At 38.8% G+C, this 16,041-nt stretch carries 16 protein-coding genes; 6 read left to right on the top strand and 10 right to left on the bottom strand.

What is annotated here, in order from left to right:
- Positions 1–2: 2 nt before the first annotated feature.
- From frlD to QWY22_RS09135, 4 genes are all read right to left on the bottom strand, one after another.
- Positions 3–785 (bottom strand): fructoselysine 6-kinase, encoded by a 783-nt coding sequence (frlD, locus tag QWY22_RS09150; protein ID WP_300984116.1) that lies wholly within the window; start codon positions 783–785, stop codon positions 3–5.
- Between the two features lie 62 nt (positions 786–847).
- On the bottom strand, positions 848–1,861 hold the full coding sequence (locus QWY22_RS09145) for an SIS domain-containing protein (RefSeq protein ID WP_367281307.1): 1,014 nt from the start codon (positions 1,859–1,861) through the stop codon (positions 848–850).
- Positions 1,862–1,935: 74 nt separating this feature from the next.
- Entirely contained in the window at positions 1,936–3,315 is a 1,380-nt protein-coding gene (locus tag QWY22_RS09140) for an amino acid permease (protein WP_300984113.1), read from the bottom strand.
- Between the two features lie 23 nt (positions 3,316–3,338).
- Positions 3,339–4,094, bottom strand: coding sequence for a TIM barrel protein (locus QWY22_RS09135; RefSeq protein WP_300984112.1), 756 nt, complete (start codon positions 4,092–4,094; stop codon positions 3,339–3,341).
- 656 nt (positions 4,095–4,750) lie between these two features.
- On the opposite strand from QWY22_RS09135, the gene QWY22_RS09130 reads away from it, so the two are divergent.
- Positions 4,751–5,560 (top strand): alpha/beta hydrolase, encoded by an 810-nt coding sequence (locus tag QWY22_RS09130; RefSeq protein ID WP_300984111.1) that lies wholly within the window; start codon positions 4,751–4,753, stop codon positions 5,558–5,560.
- A 207-nt stretch (positions 5,561–5,767) separates the two neighbouring features.
- On the opposite strand, the gene QWY22_RS19585 is transcribed toward QWY22_RS09130, so the two are convergent.
- The 5 genes from QWY22_RS19585 to QWY22_RS09110 all read right to left on the bottom strand — a co-directional run bounded on the left by QWY22_RS19585 (position 5,768) and on the right by QWY22_RS09110 (position 9,322).
- Positions 5,768–6,193, bottom strand: a complete 426-nt coding sequence (locus QWY22_RS19585; RefSeq protein WP_367281306.1) for a DUF4275 family protein — start codon at positions 6,191–6,193, stop codon at positions 5,768–5,770.
- Positions 6,194–6,489: 296 nt separating this feature from the next.
- On the bottom strand, positions 6,490–6,918 hold the full coding sequence (locus QWY22_RS09125) for a GNAT family N-acetyltransferase (protein ID WP_300984110.1): 429 nt from the start codon (positions 6,916–6,918) through the stop codon (positions 6,490–6,492).
- Between the two features lie 431 nt (positions 6,919–7,349).
- Positions 7,350–8,441 carry a low temperature requirement protein A gene (locus tag QWY22_RS09120; protein ID WP_300984109.1) on the bottom strand — a complete coding sequence of 364 codons (1,092 nt, stop codon included), beginning with the start codon at positions 8,439–8,441 and terminating at the stop codon, positions 7,350–7,352.
- A gap of 189 nt (positions 8,442–8,630) precedes the next feature.
- The gene (locus QWY22_RS09115; protein WP_300984362.1) at positions 8,631–8,906 is read right to left on the bottom strand and encodes a GNAT family N-acetyltransferase; all 276 of its coding nucleotides are present in this window, start codon (positions 8,904–8,906) and stop codon (positions 8,631–8,633) included.
- Positions 8,906–9,322, bottom strand: coding sequence for a (4Fe-4S)-binding protein (locus QWY22_RS09110; RefSeq protein WP_300984108.1), 417 nt, complete (start codon positions 9,320–9,322; stop codon positions 8,906–8,908). Before QWY22_RS09110 ends, QWY22_RS09115 begins: the two co-directional genes overlap by 1 nt.
- A gap of 471 nt (positions 9,323–9,793) precedes the next feature.
- On the opposite strand from QWY22_RS09110, the gene QWY22_RS09105 reads away from it, so the two are divergent.
- From QWY22_RS09105 to QWY22_RS09085, 5 genes are all read left to right on the top strand, one after another.
- Positions 9,794–10,060, top strand: coding sequence for an RNA polymerase sigma factor (locus tag QWY22_RS09105; protein ID WP_300984107.1), 267 nt, complete (start codon positions 9,794–9,796; stop codon positions 10,058–10,060).
- Between the two features lie 524 nt (positions 10,061–10,584).
- Positions 10,585–11,286 (top strand): winged helix-turn-helix domain-containing protein, encoded by a 702-nt coding sequence (locus QWY22_RS09100; RefSeq protein WP_300984106.1) that lies wholly within the window; start codon positions 10,585–10,587, stop codon positions 11,284–11,286.
- A complete protein-coding gene (locus QWY22_RS09095; protein WP_300984105.1) occupies positions 11,283–12,209 on the top strand; it encodes a sensor histidine kinase in 927 nt (308 codons plus the stop codon). The genes QWY22_RS09100 and QWY22_RS09095 overlap by 4 nt, the downstream gene beginning before the upstream one ends.
- 91 nt (positions 12,210–12,300) lie before the next feature.
- Positions 12,301–13,233 carry an ABC transporter ATP-binding protein gene (locus tag QWY22_RS09090; RefSeq protein WP_300984104.1) on the top strand — a complete coding sequence of 311 codons (933 nt, stop codon included), beginning with the start codon at positions 12,301–12,303 and terminating at the stop codon, positions 13,231–13,233.
- Positions 13,217–13,909, top strand: coding sequence for an ABC transporter permease (locus QWY22_RS09085; protein WP_300984103.1), 693 nt, complete (start codon positions 13,217–13,219; stop codon positions 13,907–13,909). Before QWY22_RS09090 ends, QWY22_RS09085 begins: the two co-directional genes overlap by 17 nt.
- 516 nt (positions 13,910–14,425) lie before the next feature.
- On the opposite strand, the gene cls is transcribed toward QWY22_RS09085, so the two are convergent.
- Positions 14,426–15,880 carry a cardiolipin synthase gene (gene cls, locus QWY22_RS09080; protein ID WP_300984102.1) on the bottom strand — a complete coding sequence of 485 codons (1,455 nt, stop codon included), beginning with the start codon at positions 15,878–15,880 and terminating at the stop codon, positions 14,426–14,428.
- Positions 15,881–16,041 lie beyond the last annotated feature (161 nt).

Raw genomic sequence — 16,041 nt, 5'->3', positions numbered from 1 at the left:
CGTCACCACGCTCCAAAATAGCCGATTGTTTTGGCAGCAGTATTTGATCCCAATTCCATACATTCATCAATTGAAAGTCCCTTTAAGGTTCCGAAAAGAAAACCTGCTATAAATGAATCCCCTGCTCCCATTGTATCTACTATTTCTGTTGCCACTGTCCCACTCCGATAGAAACGTTCTCCATCATAAGCAAGGGAACCATTCTCGCCTAATGTAGCCACAGCGATTTGCGACCCCCGATTTTTAACTTCCTTCAAAAATTGGCGAATATAGTCATCATCTTTTGTGTAAGAGAAAAATGAATAATCTACAAATGGCGAAAGACTTTTTACCAATCCATGACCTAGTTGATCGGAAAAATCAAAGGACGTAAGAATCCCCAGTTCCTTGAACAGCAGGTACTTGTCTTCAGCATGTCCCCAAATCCCTGAGTGTACAAGCTGGTGCGTTCCTACAAACTCCACTTCTTCCTCTGTTAAGCAGAAGTTAGCCATAACTCCTTCATCGTATTCACCGAAATAACGGTCGTTTCCATGTAACTCGACTTGCGTAACTGCCGTTTTCCCTTTTTTTGTTGAAAGATGAGTAGTATCTACGCCTTTTCCCTGGATCTCCTCTCTCATCAATTCTCCGTATGAATCAGAACCTATCCAACCGATATAAGCGACTTCAGCGCCTAACTCTTTTAAATATACCGCCGCATTCACTGGGTTTCCTCCAGGATATGCCTGATCATTCACTTGGTAAACATCCATGCAATTGTCCCCGAGCGTCACAATTTTCATCTTTCTCCCTACTTTCTCTGATATTAAGGAATGGGCACTACAAAGTAGCGCCCATCAGCATGTTAATATGCCATTTGTCGGTAATATCTTCTAAGAGTCAATGGGTGATTTCTTTCACGCTCTAAATATACACTGATACGGCTTAATAATGCCCAGTTGATGTTGACAGAGAAGTGGCTTCTGAATTCATCACTTATTCCTTCCATTTCAAAATCTTTCGTATCAATAACAGTAAGTTGTTTTGTAATCTTTTCAGCAAATCTTTCAACACGATCCATCAACGGTCTTGTTTCATCTTCGCCTTTCAGCAAAATAACACTGGTGTCTTCCAGAACCAGTTCAAGTGTACCGTGGAAGAATTCGGCTGCGTGAATCGACTTGGCATGAATCCATTGCATTTCTTCCAGAATGCACATTGCGTAAGAGTAAGTATTGCCCCATAAGTTTCCGGAACCGACCATCATGTGATAATCCGTGTCTTTATGCTTAATAGCAAACTCTTCTGCTTTCACATCAAATGCCTTCACCGCGTTTAAGATCGCTTTTGGCAACAGTGCAACTTCCTCTATGAATTTCTTGTATTGTGGAAATTCACCTTTGTTGTGCATAAACCGGAATACGACCATGTGTAACAGCATGAAGAACGTGTCAAAAGAATGCGTTTCAGATCCAGTCGTAATGCAGTGGTCGACTGCATAAGTAAGCGGTGTATTCGGTTCTGCCACTAAGGCGATCGTTGTTGCTCCTTTTTCCCGGCAGAATTTAGCCGCTGCCACTGTTTCTTCCGTTGTTCCAGAGACAGATGTGAAAATACAAACAGAGTCTTCGCTGAAGCGTCTATTGTTCATCACCATGAATTCCGCCGCTATTTGTGCTTGCACTTCGATTGTTGAATTGGCTTTCAAAATATATTCATAAGGATACATCATCGCGATGGTTCCACCTGCACCAATAAGGAAAATGTTGCTGTAGCCTTTGTCGCAAATCTCGTCTACAATTTCTTCAATTTTCCCTCTATAAGCTAGCCCTTCTTTTTCCACCAGTTTCAAAAATAATTCTTCATCGTATTTTAGCAATTTCATCTTCCTTCCATTTTTTATTTGTTATGTCTTGTATTATAAATTAATATAACAAATTAAACAAATAGTTTCTATTTTTGTTCAACAGGATTGATTTTCTCAGTTTTAAGGTCCCAAACCATTGCTTCTTCGCTCTTTCTGCCACCATATTTCTTTTCCCAGTAGTAGTACACAGGAAGTCCTGTGGCGACTACAATCAATGCTGCAATCATGCCTTCAATTGGTGCCCAAGTAAATGTGCCCCAAGCAAGCCAAGCTGCGCCTAGAATAGCGAGCATAGTAGTGACTCTCCACATTGGCATACGATAAACCGGCTTATAATCACCTCGTTTGCGGCACTTGTAGACTGCAGCAAAATCCATGATATTGATGAGCAATTGAATAAGCGTGAAATATCCCAGCAAAGCAGTCAGGTTGCTGAACATGACCAGAATGCAAGCATACGTAACTTGTACTACGATTGAGAAGCTCGGGGTTTCATACTTCGGATGAACTTTAGCAAAGCGCTGAAAGAATAAGCCATCTTTTGCCATCGCATATTCAAGACGTGGCTGGAACATGATACATGAACTTAAAGAGCCTAAAATGACAATAATGGCGGTAACCGCCACAAACGATGAAGCAATATCAGATAATCCTGGTATGAACTTTACAGCGTCTGATAAGGCTGCATTAGATGCGAGTAGGTTTTCAAATGGCATTAAGCCGATGACACAAACCGCAAGCAATGTATACAAAGACATCACTATCAAAATAGAACCGATAAGGGCACGTGGTAGAACCTTGCCCGGATTTTTAAATTCCCCTGCCATAAAGCAAATGGCTGCCATTCCTGTGTATGCCCAAGTAGTTGCCGATATTCCTCCAATCAAGCTTGTTGGACCTGAACCTGAAGGTGGGGTATATGAGAAATTTCCTGGATTCATGTACATCAATCCTAAACCAATCACAATTAAGAAGGGAATGATCTTAACGGCTGTAATGATAACTTGGAATAACCCGCCTTCTTTAACACTTCGATAGTGAATAGAAGTGATAATCAAAATGATCGCAATACCCAGCAATTTCCCTGGCAAGCCATCAAAGAACGGCAGAAACGTCGCTATGTAAGATACAAGCGCCAATGCCATGATTGCAATGGACGGAGGATCTAAAGCCCAAAACGTTGCCCAGCCATACAGAAAGCCTAAAGGGCGCCATCCAGCTTTGTTTAAGTAAACGTAACCGCTTCCATTTTGCGGGTAGGCAGTTGATAGTTCTGCTAATACCATGACTTGCGGGATAGCAATTAATCCTCCTATAATCCAAGCAAGAATCGCCAGCGAAGGTGTTCCAGCAGCCCGGGCAACATCTCCTGATGAAACAAAAATACCTGAACCTATTGTCGTTCCCACTGCAATTGCTAAAGCTGCCCAAAAACCTAGCTTTCTGGTCAACGCACCATTGTTCATACGAGTTCCTCCAAATCGAATGATTAGATTTTCATTTCTTTTATCTTTTTCAGGGATTTCATAATTGCCGCTTGAGGATCTTGATAATAAGCAGACCCCATTACTTCTAAAGTACAAGTTCCTTTATACCCGTAATGTTGAAGACTCGTTAAGTACCCTCGCCAATCTTGGACGCCCTCATCTAAAGATAAATGGGCATCGCTATAACCGTCTCCATCAATTAAATGAAAGTGGGTTAATTCCGACAACATGGAGAAATAGTCATCGGGCGTCTCACCAGCTAACTGCATTGCTACTGAATCAATCATTCCCTTTAACGATGGTGCTTGGATTTGTTCTATCATCTTTTTTAATCCTTTAAAATCTGTAATCAGGTCAGATTCGAATCGGGTTAACGGTTCTAAAGCGAGCGTCACCCCTTCCTTTTCAGCTATCCTAGTCAATTGGTAGATAGAATCACTTGCATATTTCCATGATTCTTCCTGAGATCTTGAAAAATCCCCAATCCCTGAAGTAACTAACATTTTATCGGCACCCAATTCCAAAGCCGCATATAGGTTATCAGTGAAATAATCAATGCTAATTTTTCGCCAGTGGTCATCAGAAGCCGCAAGGTTATATGGATAAACACATTGTTCTGGCGTATAGCAGATAACTTTTAATCCTCTGATTCGTATTTCTTTTTTCAGGGTTCTAATATTTCTAAGTGCATTTCGATAAACAAATAAATGAGGCTCTCCTGCCCATAATTCAAGATTCTCAATTTCCAATCGTTTCATTGATTCTAAAAAATAAAGAAAGGAAAATGTTTAAAAGTAATATTCATCCCTGCAACTTGCAAATAGTTCACCTCCTTAACAAATCATATCATTTGTTATGTCTTGTATTATAATTTAGCATTACATTAAAAACAATCAAAATTTTTAAAATTCCAAAAAAAGTTCTTATTCTCTGAATAAGAACTTAGCTTAAATATAAAGAAATTGAAGAAGGTAAAATTGATTTTCCATCATCGAAAAGCTTTAAGATTAAAAGACGACCATTTAAGAGTAAATTGACTTGATGGATTCACTCTATGGATGCGTTCATTTTCAGTGATAAAGAACGTTTTGAAAACTACTTAATTAAAGCCTTTATTTGAAAAGACAAATTTTATACTAAGTATGAAAATGTGGATGTATTAAATACTTCCTCAAAAACTTTGGAAGTGACTAATTACTGTATCCAGCAAACTATAGAAGCTTCTGTTTCATTTTTCTTTTAAAAAATTATTAAGCTCTTTCCAAGACTATAGCTTGGTCAGTCACGCGTATTCCTCTTACTATTTTTGATAAATGGAAAATTTAATAACTACGCAGGCATTTTCTTGGGGCTGTCGAAACAGTTATTATACCTTGGATTATCCAACCATCGGGCAAAGAGGGGGCCAAACTATATGTTGCATTATGTACAGTACAATGTTGAAGATGTGGGACCGACCATTATCGCTATCCCAGCCCTTGGTGAACGAAAAGAAATCTTCGAGGAATTAGCAAAAAGCTTAAAGGGATACCGTTTTCTTGCAATTGATTTACCCGGTCATAACAACCGATCTTTTCAAAAAGATTTTTCAATCGAAACTTACATAACAGAAATAAAAAAGCTTTTAGATCGACTATCGATTTCAAAAGCCCATTTTGTAGGCAGCTCAATAGGTGCATGGATCATACAAAGTTATTATCAAAGCTATGCTGCCTCAGTGCTTTCTTTAACACTCCTGGATGGAGGGTATTATTTTCTTGGTGACTATGAAGGCATTGAGGAAAGTGAAATTGAACTTCCAATCATCGAAAAGCTGGTAGATTTAAAGACGGCTATTAAAGAACAAGTCGACTCGATGGATATGTTACCTTCCAGCAATAAAGTAATTTTTGAAAGCTATCTACTCAAAAATTTCATTCGAAAAGATGGGCTTTATGTCCATCATAGTAATGTGAATGCCTTAAATAGTCTTTCAAAAGAAATGGCGGAAACAAACTACTGTATTCAGCAAACTAAGGAACTTCCTATGTTACTGTTGCTGGCTGACCAAGGAAAAGATGACTCGGAAGAAGAGCAACTCAATAATTTTCTGACATCAAATCCCAATACGACTGTAAAGCGTATTTCCGATAGCTATCATTTATTGCCTATTACCAATTCAAACGATGTGTCAAAGCACTTAAAAACATACATTTATACTGACCCAACAGATGACTTAAGCTGATAAGGGCCATGGCTGCCATTCTTTAAAGCGCTGGTTATGTGTTAAATTCGCTTTCTAATACCGTTCATAAACGTGCATATTTAAGGGCAAAATGGAGAAAAGAGGCCCTTTGATCGGCCTCTTTCTCTATTTTATATTTATACAACTTCTCATAATCCCTCATATGTAAACTGTATTTCCTGTGAGTCTACTTTTTAGACAATCTTTTCAATTACCCTTGGACTTTTTTCGGTAAAAGTATGGACCCCAATCTTCTTCATGAGGAATCACATATGTCCAATTAAAGCCTTTGTCCACAACATAGACATCGCAATATTCGCCTGTTACATTCAACAAATCGTTAGCACTCATGGCAGACGCATATTCCACTTGTAAAACATCGTCGGACTCTTGAAAAAAGATATAACAATAACGCTTGTTTACCTTGTCAAATGAATGAGCTGCTTCTTTCCTAATCAAACAATTCATTTTTTCAGCAGAAAACATATACCATAGAAACTCAGTTAAATATTGATGCTGTTCAAATTGAGCATCCGAAAATGCATGAACCCATCTTTCTCTGAACTCTCGCCCGGCATTTTCAAACTCATGAACAATGATCCCTTTTTTACGAAGAACACTAGTTAATCGAATCGCAATCTCTCCCTTTCCTATTACTTCTTTTCGTTAACCTTTTGTTACTATTGAGCGCATAAAAGTATTCTCCGAAATTGGAGCATGGATATACAATAGCTGTAAAGTATCTATAAAATACACTTCAGCAAACAAAAAGGCGAAAATTTTTACTGATTCGCAATGCTTTTCCCTATTTATTTTGCGATTAGAATAATTGCTTCTAATATTTCTTGATACATAAACCAATAGACCACTTATAAAACCAGCTAACGAACTTATTTTTGTTTAAAGCAATTGCTACTATTTTTTATTTGCTAGAATTCAACTTCAAACTCCGGTGTTTCTCCATCATAACTCAGGCACTTGCACCCGATCTTCTCATAGAAACCAATGGCTTCCTTGCTGGTATTCCACTGGAGCCACTTCGCATCAACCGATTGGCACCATTCAAACGTCGCTTCCATCAACTGGTGGGCTATTCCTAGCTGCCTGTAGTTTGACAATACATATAAATCATGCAGTCGACACGTCTTTTTGCCAAGCCGCAGATGTCGGCCGTAGTCCTGTACTAATGCATACCCGATCGCTTCCGCTCCGTGAAATGCCACGATTAAAAAGTAACTTGGGTTGTGTACCATTTCCTCAAAGCGATTTTGAAATCCACGGTGTTCCACCTTTCCCATGCTTTTAAATAGCCCTTCTAATGTCTTAAAATCCTCTTCCCTAGCCCTTCTAAGCCTCATATTAAGCTTCCTCCTCCAAAATCTGCTTCTGCTCAATCGCCCAGTAAATTCGGGATGCCTGGTGAAACAGCTTTATATTCTATTTTCATTTCAATAGTTCCTGTCCGGAGACATCAGATTTTTAGAATACGTACATATTAAGAAAAAGAATTAGCTAAGTTTTGTAATAAAGCCGTTCGTATAAGTGCTCTTTTAAAGACAAAAGAAAGGAGAGGTGCTTTGGTCAACCTCTCCCTTCCCTTTGAATACAACCATCTTCTAATTTTTACGCACATGTAACTTTCTCTGACAAATAACATTGAAATAGAAGAACTTTTTTCTTGAGTGCAGATGCCATCACGATTCTTTCTATTTTCCTTTGCTATTCTGTAAAAGTTTGAAATTTGTCTTCCACTAAAATCTATGGGATGTGGGCAATAATCCAAATGCCCTTATTTGGTTGTAAAGACTGTATAAACAATGAAAAAGATCAGCAGTTCCGTTAAAAGGACTAATACAGAAACTGAGACGAGCAAATTGAAAATCAGGAAAGAAATTAAAATAGCGAGAAACAAAAGCAGATGCCAGACTTGTAAACGATGTTCAGGTCTACGGTACTTATGGAACACAGCTGTCGTTGCTGAGAAATATACAAAAGCAGTACTAAACGTCAAAACCAATAAAAAAACCGGTTCTACTTCGTATAGATAGCTCATCTGAATGACTGCAGCAAACAAGCTTAAAGACATTAGAATGAATAAATGCCCATAAATGATGACTTGTCCAGAAGTGACAGCCTCTTTATCGATTTTCTTTTCAAGGTTGTCGAAATATTGCCACCACATGGCGATGATTACTAAAAATGCAAGGAAAATAAGGACCGCTTCACTCCATAAAAATGCTTCTGTTTCGAATATGGCAACAAGGCTGACGATTGATTCTCCGAACAAAATGATTGTCAATAACCCGAATCGCTCCAAAAGATGCGGCGTATTGACCGGCACTTTTTCCAAATGCTTTCTGTTCAAGATTGGAATAAAGAGATCGATAATAATTCCCAAATACAAGATGAAATACCTTAGCCATGAATCGAAAAAGACGGATAAAAGCGAAATGAAAATTCCGATGAGAAAGCCGAACCCCAGGTGTTTAGCCACGGCGCGGCTAGGCCCTTTCAAGGAACGGAGTGTATAGATATATTGAAGAGCGGTTACCATGCGTACACCAATATATCCGATGAGAAATGGGATATAGTAATTGTCAAAATCAGGGGACAGGCTAGCTGTCAATACGACCATAAAAAACATCTGAAGAATCATAAACAGGCGATGGGACAGCCGGTCTTCCCCAAAGCGGTTCGTATAAAGTGTCTGGCCTACCCATGACCACCAGATTGGGATGAAAATTAAAACAAATTTGAATAAGTATTCCCCTGGAATTATTCCATTTTCCAAATGCAGCAATACATGCGTAGCTTTTGCTATAGCCGCAACAAAAATCAAATCAAAAAATAGCTCCAACCATAACACGCGTTTATGAATCATTTACTATCACTCCAATTACTCTTTTTCAATCCGCTTTAGTAATTAATTACTTGTCGCACTGGTTTTAAACTAAATCAAATGGCTAAACGAATCGCTATCCGTTTAGCCTCTAGCTAAGACCTGTATTTAGTTCAAAACTCGTCTTATCTATTGCTTTAAAAGAAGCGATTTGAAAAACGGAGTTCGTGCTTACTTGGCTAAAACATCTGCATATTCCGGATGTATTTCAAATTGATGCTTCGCAAAAGGACAAAGAGGCACAATCATCAAGTTGTTTTCCCTTGCATAACCAATCACGGACTCCACTAATTGTTCCCCTACTCCCTGGCCTCGAAGCTGCTCCCCCACATGTGTGTGATCAACAATAATTCGAGTAGCGCCAGCCGGGACATAATGAACTTCAGCATCCGTATTCTTAATATCATCACCAATATAAAATTTGTTTTCTCCTGATTTGATTTCCATCAACTTTTCTCCCCCTTGCAGATCGAGCTTTTGTCGCAGAAGGGGACATTATTTGATTGTCCGTATCCACAAAGTATGGCGCGATATGTTTGTATGTCTTCATCCACATGGCTTATCTGAAGATTTCCGCGCATAACTAATTGCTGGGATACGGTAGGGACAATAGTAGCCGGTTCATCCGGTTGTTCATTTGGCTCCCCATCCTTTCGGCCATACTGGAGTGCTCCACTTGGACAACGTTCAATGACTTGAGCTATCGCTTCCAAACTCTCTTGCTCCGGATCCATCCAGGGCCGCCGTGTTGTATCAAAAACCATCGGAAGTCCTTTGACACATTCCACAGCATGGATGCAAAGAGCCGGCGTGAAATAGACGTCTATTTCACTTCCTCTATATTCTTTTTGTACCAGTTTCAAATTGATATCCCTCCCTACTTCTCTTGATAAATGAGTAGTCAGCTGTTCAGGACTGTCCTATGCATTGGGCAATTGCTCTTCTTTAAAAGGATATATTCTTTTTCCTCTCTCTTTTCTCTTCCTTTCTGTTCTATCCTTAAGTTCTCTTTTATAAAAGAAAATTCCTACATAAAAATAAAATAAATCCGAACTCGAGAATATCCTCATATGTTAACTAAAATTGAGTTTTCTTTTTCTATAAAATTATTAATTCGCATTCTTGTTATCTTTAATATTCTTCCTAGCGATCTCTTCTTTCTTTTCATCTGAAACTTCACTTGTTTATAATGCCCTATTCCAGGTAAAATGGTTCGTTATTGCGCGTCGATTTTTTAAAGCTTTTTACCCTTATCAAATGTAAATTAATTACATGTTTATGGATTAAAAAGTTGAGGTATAGATAGTTAATTAGTACTGCAACGGAGTGTGAGAATGACCACTAATCAAGAATTAAGGACTATTCATATGACTAAAGATAAAGCATCATTCGAGGCTTTTTACGATAAGTATGAATACTTCCTATTTAATATTGCATATAAGTTAACAGGCAACAAAAACCACAGCGAAGTTTTACTAACCAAAGTTTTTAAAAGAATTATAGAGCATCCATCTGATTTATTTGAAGCATCTAATAAAAATCCTTCTTTCACACTGTTTGAGCTCACTGTACAAGTGCACAAAGAAAATTGCCAAGGTTAAAAGCTCCACGCAACTTTTCTACGCTTATTTTCTTCTTAGGCCAAAAAAATCGGAAATATTCCTATCTAAAGCCATCAGTTCATTCTGATGACTTTTTGCTTTTTAAAGAACTTAGGTTAAAGTAACCGTCCCTAAAAGGACACCTATTCGAATTAAAGGTCGAAAAACGAAAGTCTTATACCTTTCTAATGTGCTATTGTATAAAAGTAAAAGTGTCTTCATTATTCCTCAAATCACTCATTAATTCTTTGGCAAACTTGGCCTTACAAATAACGGAAATTAAAAGCTATTAAGTTGCGGTAAAAATACAAGAAGTATTGCCAGATAAAAAAAGAATCTCTCACTAATTTTCCTGCCCCATCTTATCTAGTAGAAGAATAGGTACAAATTTCAAGAACAGGATACAAAAAAATTCTATTCGGCAGGAAAAGTTGCTGTGAATTATTTAGCTGCTTGGCTACATGCATTATTCATTCTAAGAATCATTTGATTCTTCTATATGAACAAAAAAAGGAGTGATAAAGGTGAACGAAGCGATATTGCTAGTGGAAGATGATCACCACATTCATGAGATGGTTTCAACTCACATGAAAAGAGAGGGTTACACGATTACATCGGCGTTTGACAGAGATGAAGCAATATCCCTATTCTCAAAGGGAAATTACGATTTAGTCATTTTGGATTTGATGTTGCCGACTTCAAACGGACTGGATGTTTTGCAAACGATTCGAAACGAAAGCATGCTGCCCATTTTAATCATGTCTGCAAAAGGAAGTGATTTGGACAAAGCACTGGGGCTGGGATTTGGAGCGGATGACTATATTGCCAAACCTTTTTCATTAATCGAAATGACAGCCCGTGTGAGAGCGGCCTTGCGCCGGTCAAAACAATATAGTCAAACGGCTCTCAATCAGGAAGAACAAATTATTGAAATAGGTGATTTAAAAATCAACTCAGCAAACTTTTCTGTCATCAAAGAAGGACAGGAGTTGAATCTGACAGCCAAGGAATTCCAGATTCTAAGCCTGCTTGCGACAAACCCAAACCGCGTTTTTACAAAAGGCCAGCTGTTTGAGAATGTCTGGAAAGAAGCTTATTACGGAGATGACAATATTATTAATGTTCACATCCGACGCCTAAGAGGAAAAATTGAAGAAGATCCATCTTCACCAACATACATAAAAACCATTTGGGGCATCGGCTACAAAATTGAGGTTGGAAAATGATCATACTATGCGCAGCGCTCTTGCTGCTGTTGATATTTGTCAGTTATCGCTATTACAAAATCAAAAAAATGGTTACAGCAGACCTTCCGTATATAACAGACAAGCTAGACAAAATTATAGAGAACCAATCGACCGAAAGGCTTCTTGTGATGACCGAAGAAAAGCCCTTAAGGGAATTACTGGTCAGCATCAACACATTATTGGATTATCATCAGGAATATATTGCTGACGGTTCGCGGCTACGGATGTCAATGAACCGGATGCTATCCAATGTTTCCCATGATTTGAAAACACCCTTGACCGTGGTATTGGGTTATATCGAAACGATTCAGCACGATAGGCACTATACATCCGAAGAACGGGAAGAACTGCTGGCGAAGGTAAATGGAAAAGTCATCGAAGTTGGAAATCTTATCAGTAAATTCTTTGATTTAGCCAGACTGGAATCGAATGATTGGCCGATTGAAATGCAAAAAATCAATGTGAACGAAGTATGCCGGGAAACCATTCTTGGCTATTACGATATTTTAAACTCTAAAGGTTTTGAAGTCGCTATTGAAATACCAGAAAAAGATATTTTTATCCATGCTGATAGACAAGCCCTGAAACGTATTCTGGAAAATTTATTGTCCAATGCGATCCGGTACGGCAAAGAAGGAAAAGTATTGGGTCTTGCACTGCAGCAAGACGAAAATCAAGTAATCATTGAAGTTTGGGACCGCGGCAAAGGAATCAGCGAAAAAAATGCCCACCAAATTTTTGAACGCCTCTACACTTTAGAAGATGCACGAAGTTCTTCGACTGAAGGCAGCGGACTGGGATTGACCATCGCTAAAAGACTGGTGGAACGAATGAACGGAAGCATCAACTTCACTAGTGTTCCTTTTAAAAAGACTTTATTTACGGTTAAATTTAAAAGCTGACAAAACGTAAGGAATTCGTAAGGATTTAGTAAGTGAAGCGACAGAACCTTTTGGTAAAGTGGTTCTAAGAAGTAAGAGAGGAGAATTCAGTATGACTTATATTCTTAGAACGCATCAGCTGACCAAGACTTATAATGGCGAAGCAGTCGTTTCTGGAGTGGACATGAACATCAAGTACGGAGAAATTTATGGGTTTTTAGGTCCCAATGGCGCCGGAAAAACAACTATTATGAAAATGATTACTAATTTAGTGCAGCCATCAGGCGGGGAAATAGAAGTATTCGGGGAAAAAGTACACGATACTTCTTATGAAGTGTTAAAAAGAATGGGAAGCATTATCGAATATCCGGTCTTTTTCGAAAAACTCACAGCAAGAAAAAACTTGGAACTTCATTGTGAATACATGGGCTATTACGATAAACAAGCAATTACAGAGACGCTGGCACTTGTTAATTTGGTGAATGTAGAAAATAAGCCTGTTAAAGACTTTTCCCTTGGGATGAAGCAGCGGCTTGGTCTTGCGCGTGCAGTCATCACAAAACCAGAAATCCTCATTTTGGATGAACCGGTCAACGGACTGGATCCTGTAGGGATGCATGAACTGCGTGATTTGTTTATGAAACTCAGCCGGCAATATGGCATTACGCTGCTTATTTCGAGCCACAATCTTTCAGAAATTGAACAGATTGCAGATACAATCGGTGTCATCCGCAAAGGAAAACTAATTAAAGAAGCCCCTATGGAGGAAATACGCAATGCCCATACCAATCATATAGAGTTGGTTGTAAAAGATTACCCTAAAGCAGCTTTCGTGTTGGAGAATAAATTGAACGTGCGGAACTTCCGAGTCAGAGAAGATAAAAACATTATTAATATTTATGATGATTTTTCACAGAATGATATCATTCAATCAATGATTCAAAATCAAGTGACAATCGAGTCTATTGTTCATAAAAAGCAGCCTCTTGAAGATTATTTCCTGCAACTCATAGGAGGGGATGGTCCAAATGCTGAATTTAATTAAACTAGAATTAAAAAGAATGAATTTGAAAAATGTGGCTTTGAGTTTTGTGCTTATAAATGTAGCGATTATTGGAATGTTGATGTTATTGGGCATTGAACCGGAAGCAGCCTCTGAATTTTTAGCCAGCCCAGATGACATTCGTATACTAATTGAACTGTTTGCAATTGCAGCCTTTGTCATCTATGCTTCGGTCCTTCTATCTCAACTAATTATTGAGGAATTTAAAAATAAGACCATTTCATTTCTATTCTTATATCCAATCAGCCGAAAGAAATTGCTAATGGCCAAATTGATTATTGTTAGTGTCCTTACTTTTTTTTTCGTCATCGCTTCAGTATTGATCGTCTACTACAGCTTTTCAGCTTTTAATAGCGTGTATGCATTTACTGCGGTCAAACTGGGGGGTACCTTGTCTCTCAATTATATCGTCCACTTGGTGGTTCTGGCCATTGCATGTGCAGGACTTTCATTGATTCCGTTATTCTTTGGGATGAGGAAGTACTCAGTCCCAGCCACAATTATTTCGGCAATTGCTATAGTCGCCCTCCTGTCATCTTCAGTGGATATGAACGACACCAATCTTTTTTCAATTACCGCAGTCCCTGTATTCCTGGGGGTTCTCGGATTCATCATTGCCAATTTGGTAGTAGGCCGGGCAGTAAAAAAAGATTTTTGATCCGCTGAGTAATATTAGCCGCTTGCAGTAACCCTGACAACTATTTTAAATAAAAGGCCTTCTTGTCGAATTAAGTGCTTGCACTTAAAACGACAAGAAGGCCTTTTTTAATCACATTTTAAGAATATAACCCATAAACTTATAACATGCATTTCTGCATTTAGAATGGACGCTTTTAAGGTTCCATTAAAATAAGGAAGGGACTTCGCAGAAAGTCTCTTCCTTATCGATAATTCCGGAAATGCAAACTAAAAAATCCGCTATTAATCCCTTCGCCGCTTCCTCTTATCTTCCTATAACTACATGATTTGAAAACCGTTTGTTAATCTTCTAATTCAAAAAGTTTAGGATAATTGGTTATATCGCCTAATTTTTCGTACTATAAACTCGCATCGTCTACACCTTGAATTCCAATAAAAAATTTGTCATATAAAATTGTGCTTCCATTATTAGATGTGTTTAACAACGGGGGCTCAGAACACTTTGTTTCGAGTTTATCAATATCCCTTTTTCTACTCATAAAATCGGGCTTAGCAAACGGGAAATTCCTTCACGCAATTTGACTGTCCAATTGCGCTTGGCATATAGCTCTTTCGTCAGCTTCCGGCAATTCACTGTATCCGACTCGAACAACGATTCAAGTTCAAGGGCAATTCGCCGGTTAAATACCAGCGCATTAATTTCGAAATTCAAGCGAAAACTGCGGGCATCCAGGTTGGTCGTGCCAACAGTTGAAATTTCTCCATCGACTGTCAATGTTTTGGAATGAAGAAAGCCGCGGTCATATAAGTAGACATCTGCCCCGTAATCGAGCAATTCTCCAAGAAACGACCAGGATCCCCACATGACAAACGGATGATCCGGTTTGCCCGGAATCATGATATGCATTTTCACACCGCTCAGTAATGCCATTTTGCAGGCGTCCATGAAACTCTTATCCGGTATGAAATAGGGTGTCTGGATGAAAACTTCTCGTTCAGCCGATAGAATCATTTTGATCATCATGTTTTTTAAATGCTCTGTATGGGAATTTGGACCGCTCGTAACGATTTGCATCGGGGATAAATTCTTTACACCGTGCTGAGGAAAGCAAAATAGTTCGTCCCGTTTTTTATATTGATTGGAGTAGTTCCAGTCCAAAATAAAACGTTCCTGGATATGTTGGACCACATCGCCTTCTATTCGCAAATGTATGTCTCGCCAATAGCCAAATTTTTTAACTTCCCCCAGATATTCCATGCCAACATTAAATCCTCCGATATACCCGACTTTCCCATCGATGATGCACACTTTCCGATGATTCCGGTTATTGATGCGCAAATTTAAGAACCCGAAAGCCGATGGGAAGAAAATCTGCACTTCGCCGCCGTGCTCAATCAATTCCTTAAAATCCACTTGCCTCAAACTCCTGGAACCGAAGCCATCATAAAGAAGGCGAACTTTGACACCCGCTTTTGCCCGCTCCAACAAAGCATCGAGCAGCCGCTTGCCGAGTGCGTCCCGTTTGATGATGTAGTACTGGATGTTAATCTCTGCCTGTGCTTGGCCGATGTCCTCAATCATTGTATCGAATTTCTGTACACCTTCAGAGAGTACATGCATGTCGTTATAGAAGCTAATCAGCGACCGGGAAGATTGCAAGTTCATGATTAACAACTGTTTATGCTTTTTCAGCAATTCCTCGTCGTATTCCGCTGCACCACTTTGAATCCGTTCGACTTGAGAATTAATTTGCCGAGTGTGATAAGATTGTTCTTCTTCGCTTAAATTATAAAAGTTCTTATCTTTTAAAAGTCTGCCGAAAAACAGATAAACGATAAAGCCAATGACTGGTAAAAAGAATAAAATCAGCAGCCATGCCCAGGAAGCCCCTGGATCACGCCGTTCGTTAAAAATCACCACAATGGCCAGCCCAATATTCAATAGGATTATTCCGTCCAACGCCCAGCTCAACAAGATCAGCCAATCCATCTTGCCACCCCTTTCGCCATCTTCCAACCTTATTCTCTAACAGCCTTAATATTCCTCTTTATCAAGATGAAAAGCGATCAAGACGGAAGTTTTTTCTGACTTGATCGCTTTTATTAAATGCTTCCTACTTATTGTCGATAAGAAGGAACAGACTTGAGAAC

It is taken from the genome of Planococcus liqunii (genome assembly GCF_030413595.1).
Classification (GTDB): domain Bacteria; phylum Bacillota; class Bacilli; order Bacillales_A; family Planococcaceae; genus Planococcus; species Planococcus liqunii.
This window is presented reverse-complemented; position numbering and strand designations above follow the sequence as displayed.

Excerpts from the sequence above, each read along its gene's own strand:
- frlD (WP_300984116.1), bottom strand. The coding sequence starts at position 785 with ATGAAAATTGTGACGCTCGGGGACAATTGCATGGATGTTTACCAAGTG.
- QWY22_RS09135 (WP_300984112.1), bottom strand. The coding sequence starts at position 4,094 with ATGAAACGATTGGAAATTGAGAATCTTGAATTATGGGCAGGAGAGCCT.
- QWY22_RS09125 (WP_300984110.1), bottom strand. The coding sequence starts at position 6,918 with ATGAGGCTTAGAAGGGCTAGGGAAGAGGATTTTAAGACATTAGAAGGG.
- QWY22_RS09130 (WP_300984111.1), top strand. The coding sequence starts at position 4,751 with ATGTTGCATTATGTACAGTACAATGTTGAAGATGTGGGACCGACCATT.
- QWY22_RS09120 (WP_300984109.1), bottom strand. The coding sequence starts at position 8,441 with ATGATTCATAAACGCGTGTTATGGTTGGAGCTATTTTTTGATTTGATT.
- QWY22_RS09140 (WP_300984113.1), bottom strand. The coding sequence starts at position 3,315 with ATGAACAATGGTGCGTTGACCAGAAAGCTAGGTTTTTGGGCAGCTTTA.
- QWY22_RS09090 (WP_300984104.1), top strand. The coding sequence starts at position 12,301 with ATGACTTATATTCTTAGAACGCATCAGCTGACCAAGACTTATAATGGC.
- QWY22_RS09095 (WP_300984105.1), top strand. The coding sequence starts at position 11,283 with ATGATCATACTATGCGCAGCGCTCTTGCTGCTGTTGATATTTGTCAGT.
- cls (WP_300984102.1), bottom strand. The coding sequence starts at position 15,880 with ATGGATTGGCTGATCTTGTTGAGCTGGGCGTTGGACGGAATAATCCTA.
- QWY22_RS09105 (WP_300984107.1), top strand. The coding sequence starts at position 9,794 with ATGACCACTAATCAAGAATTAAGGACTATTCATATGACTAAAGATAAA.
- QWY22_RS09085 (WP_300984103.1), top strand. The coding sequence starts at position 13,217 with ATGCTGAATTTAATTAAACTAGAATTAAAAAGAATGAATTTGAAAAAT.
- QWY22_RS09115 (WP_300984362.1), bottom strand. The coding sequence starts at position 8,906 with ATGGAAATCAAATCAGGAGAAAACAAATTTTATATTGGTGATGATATT.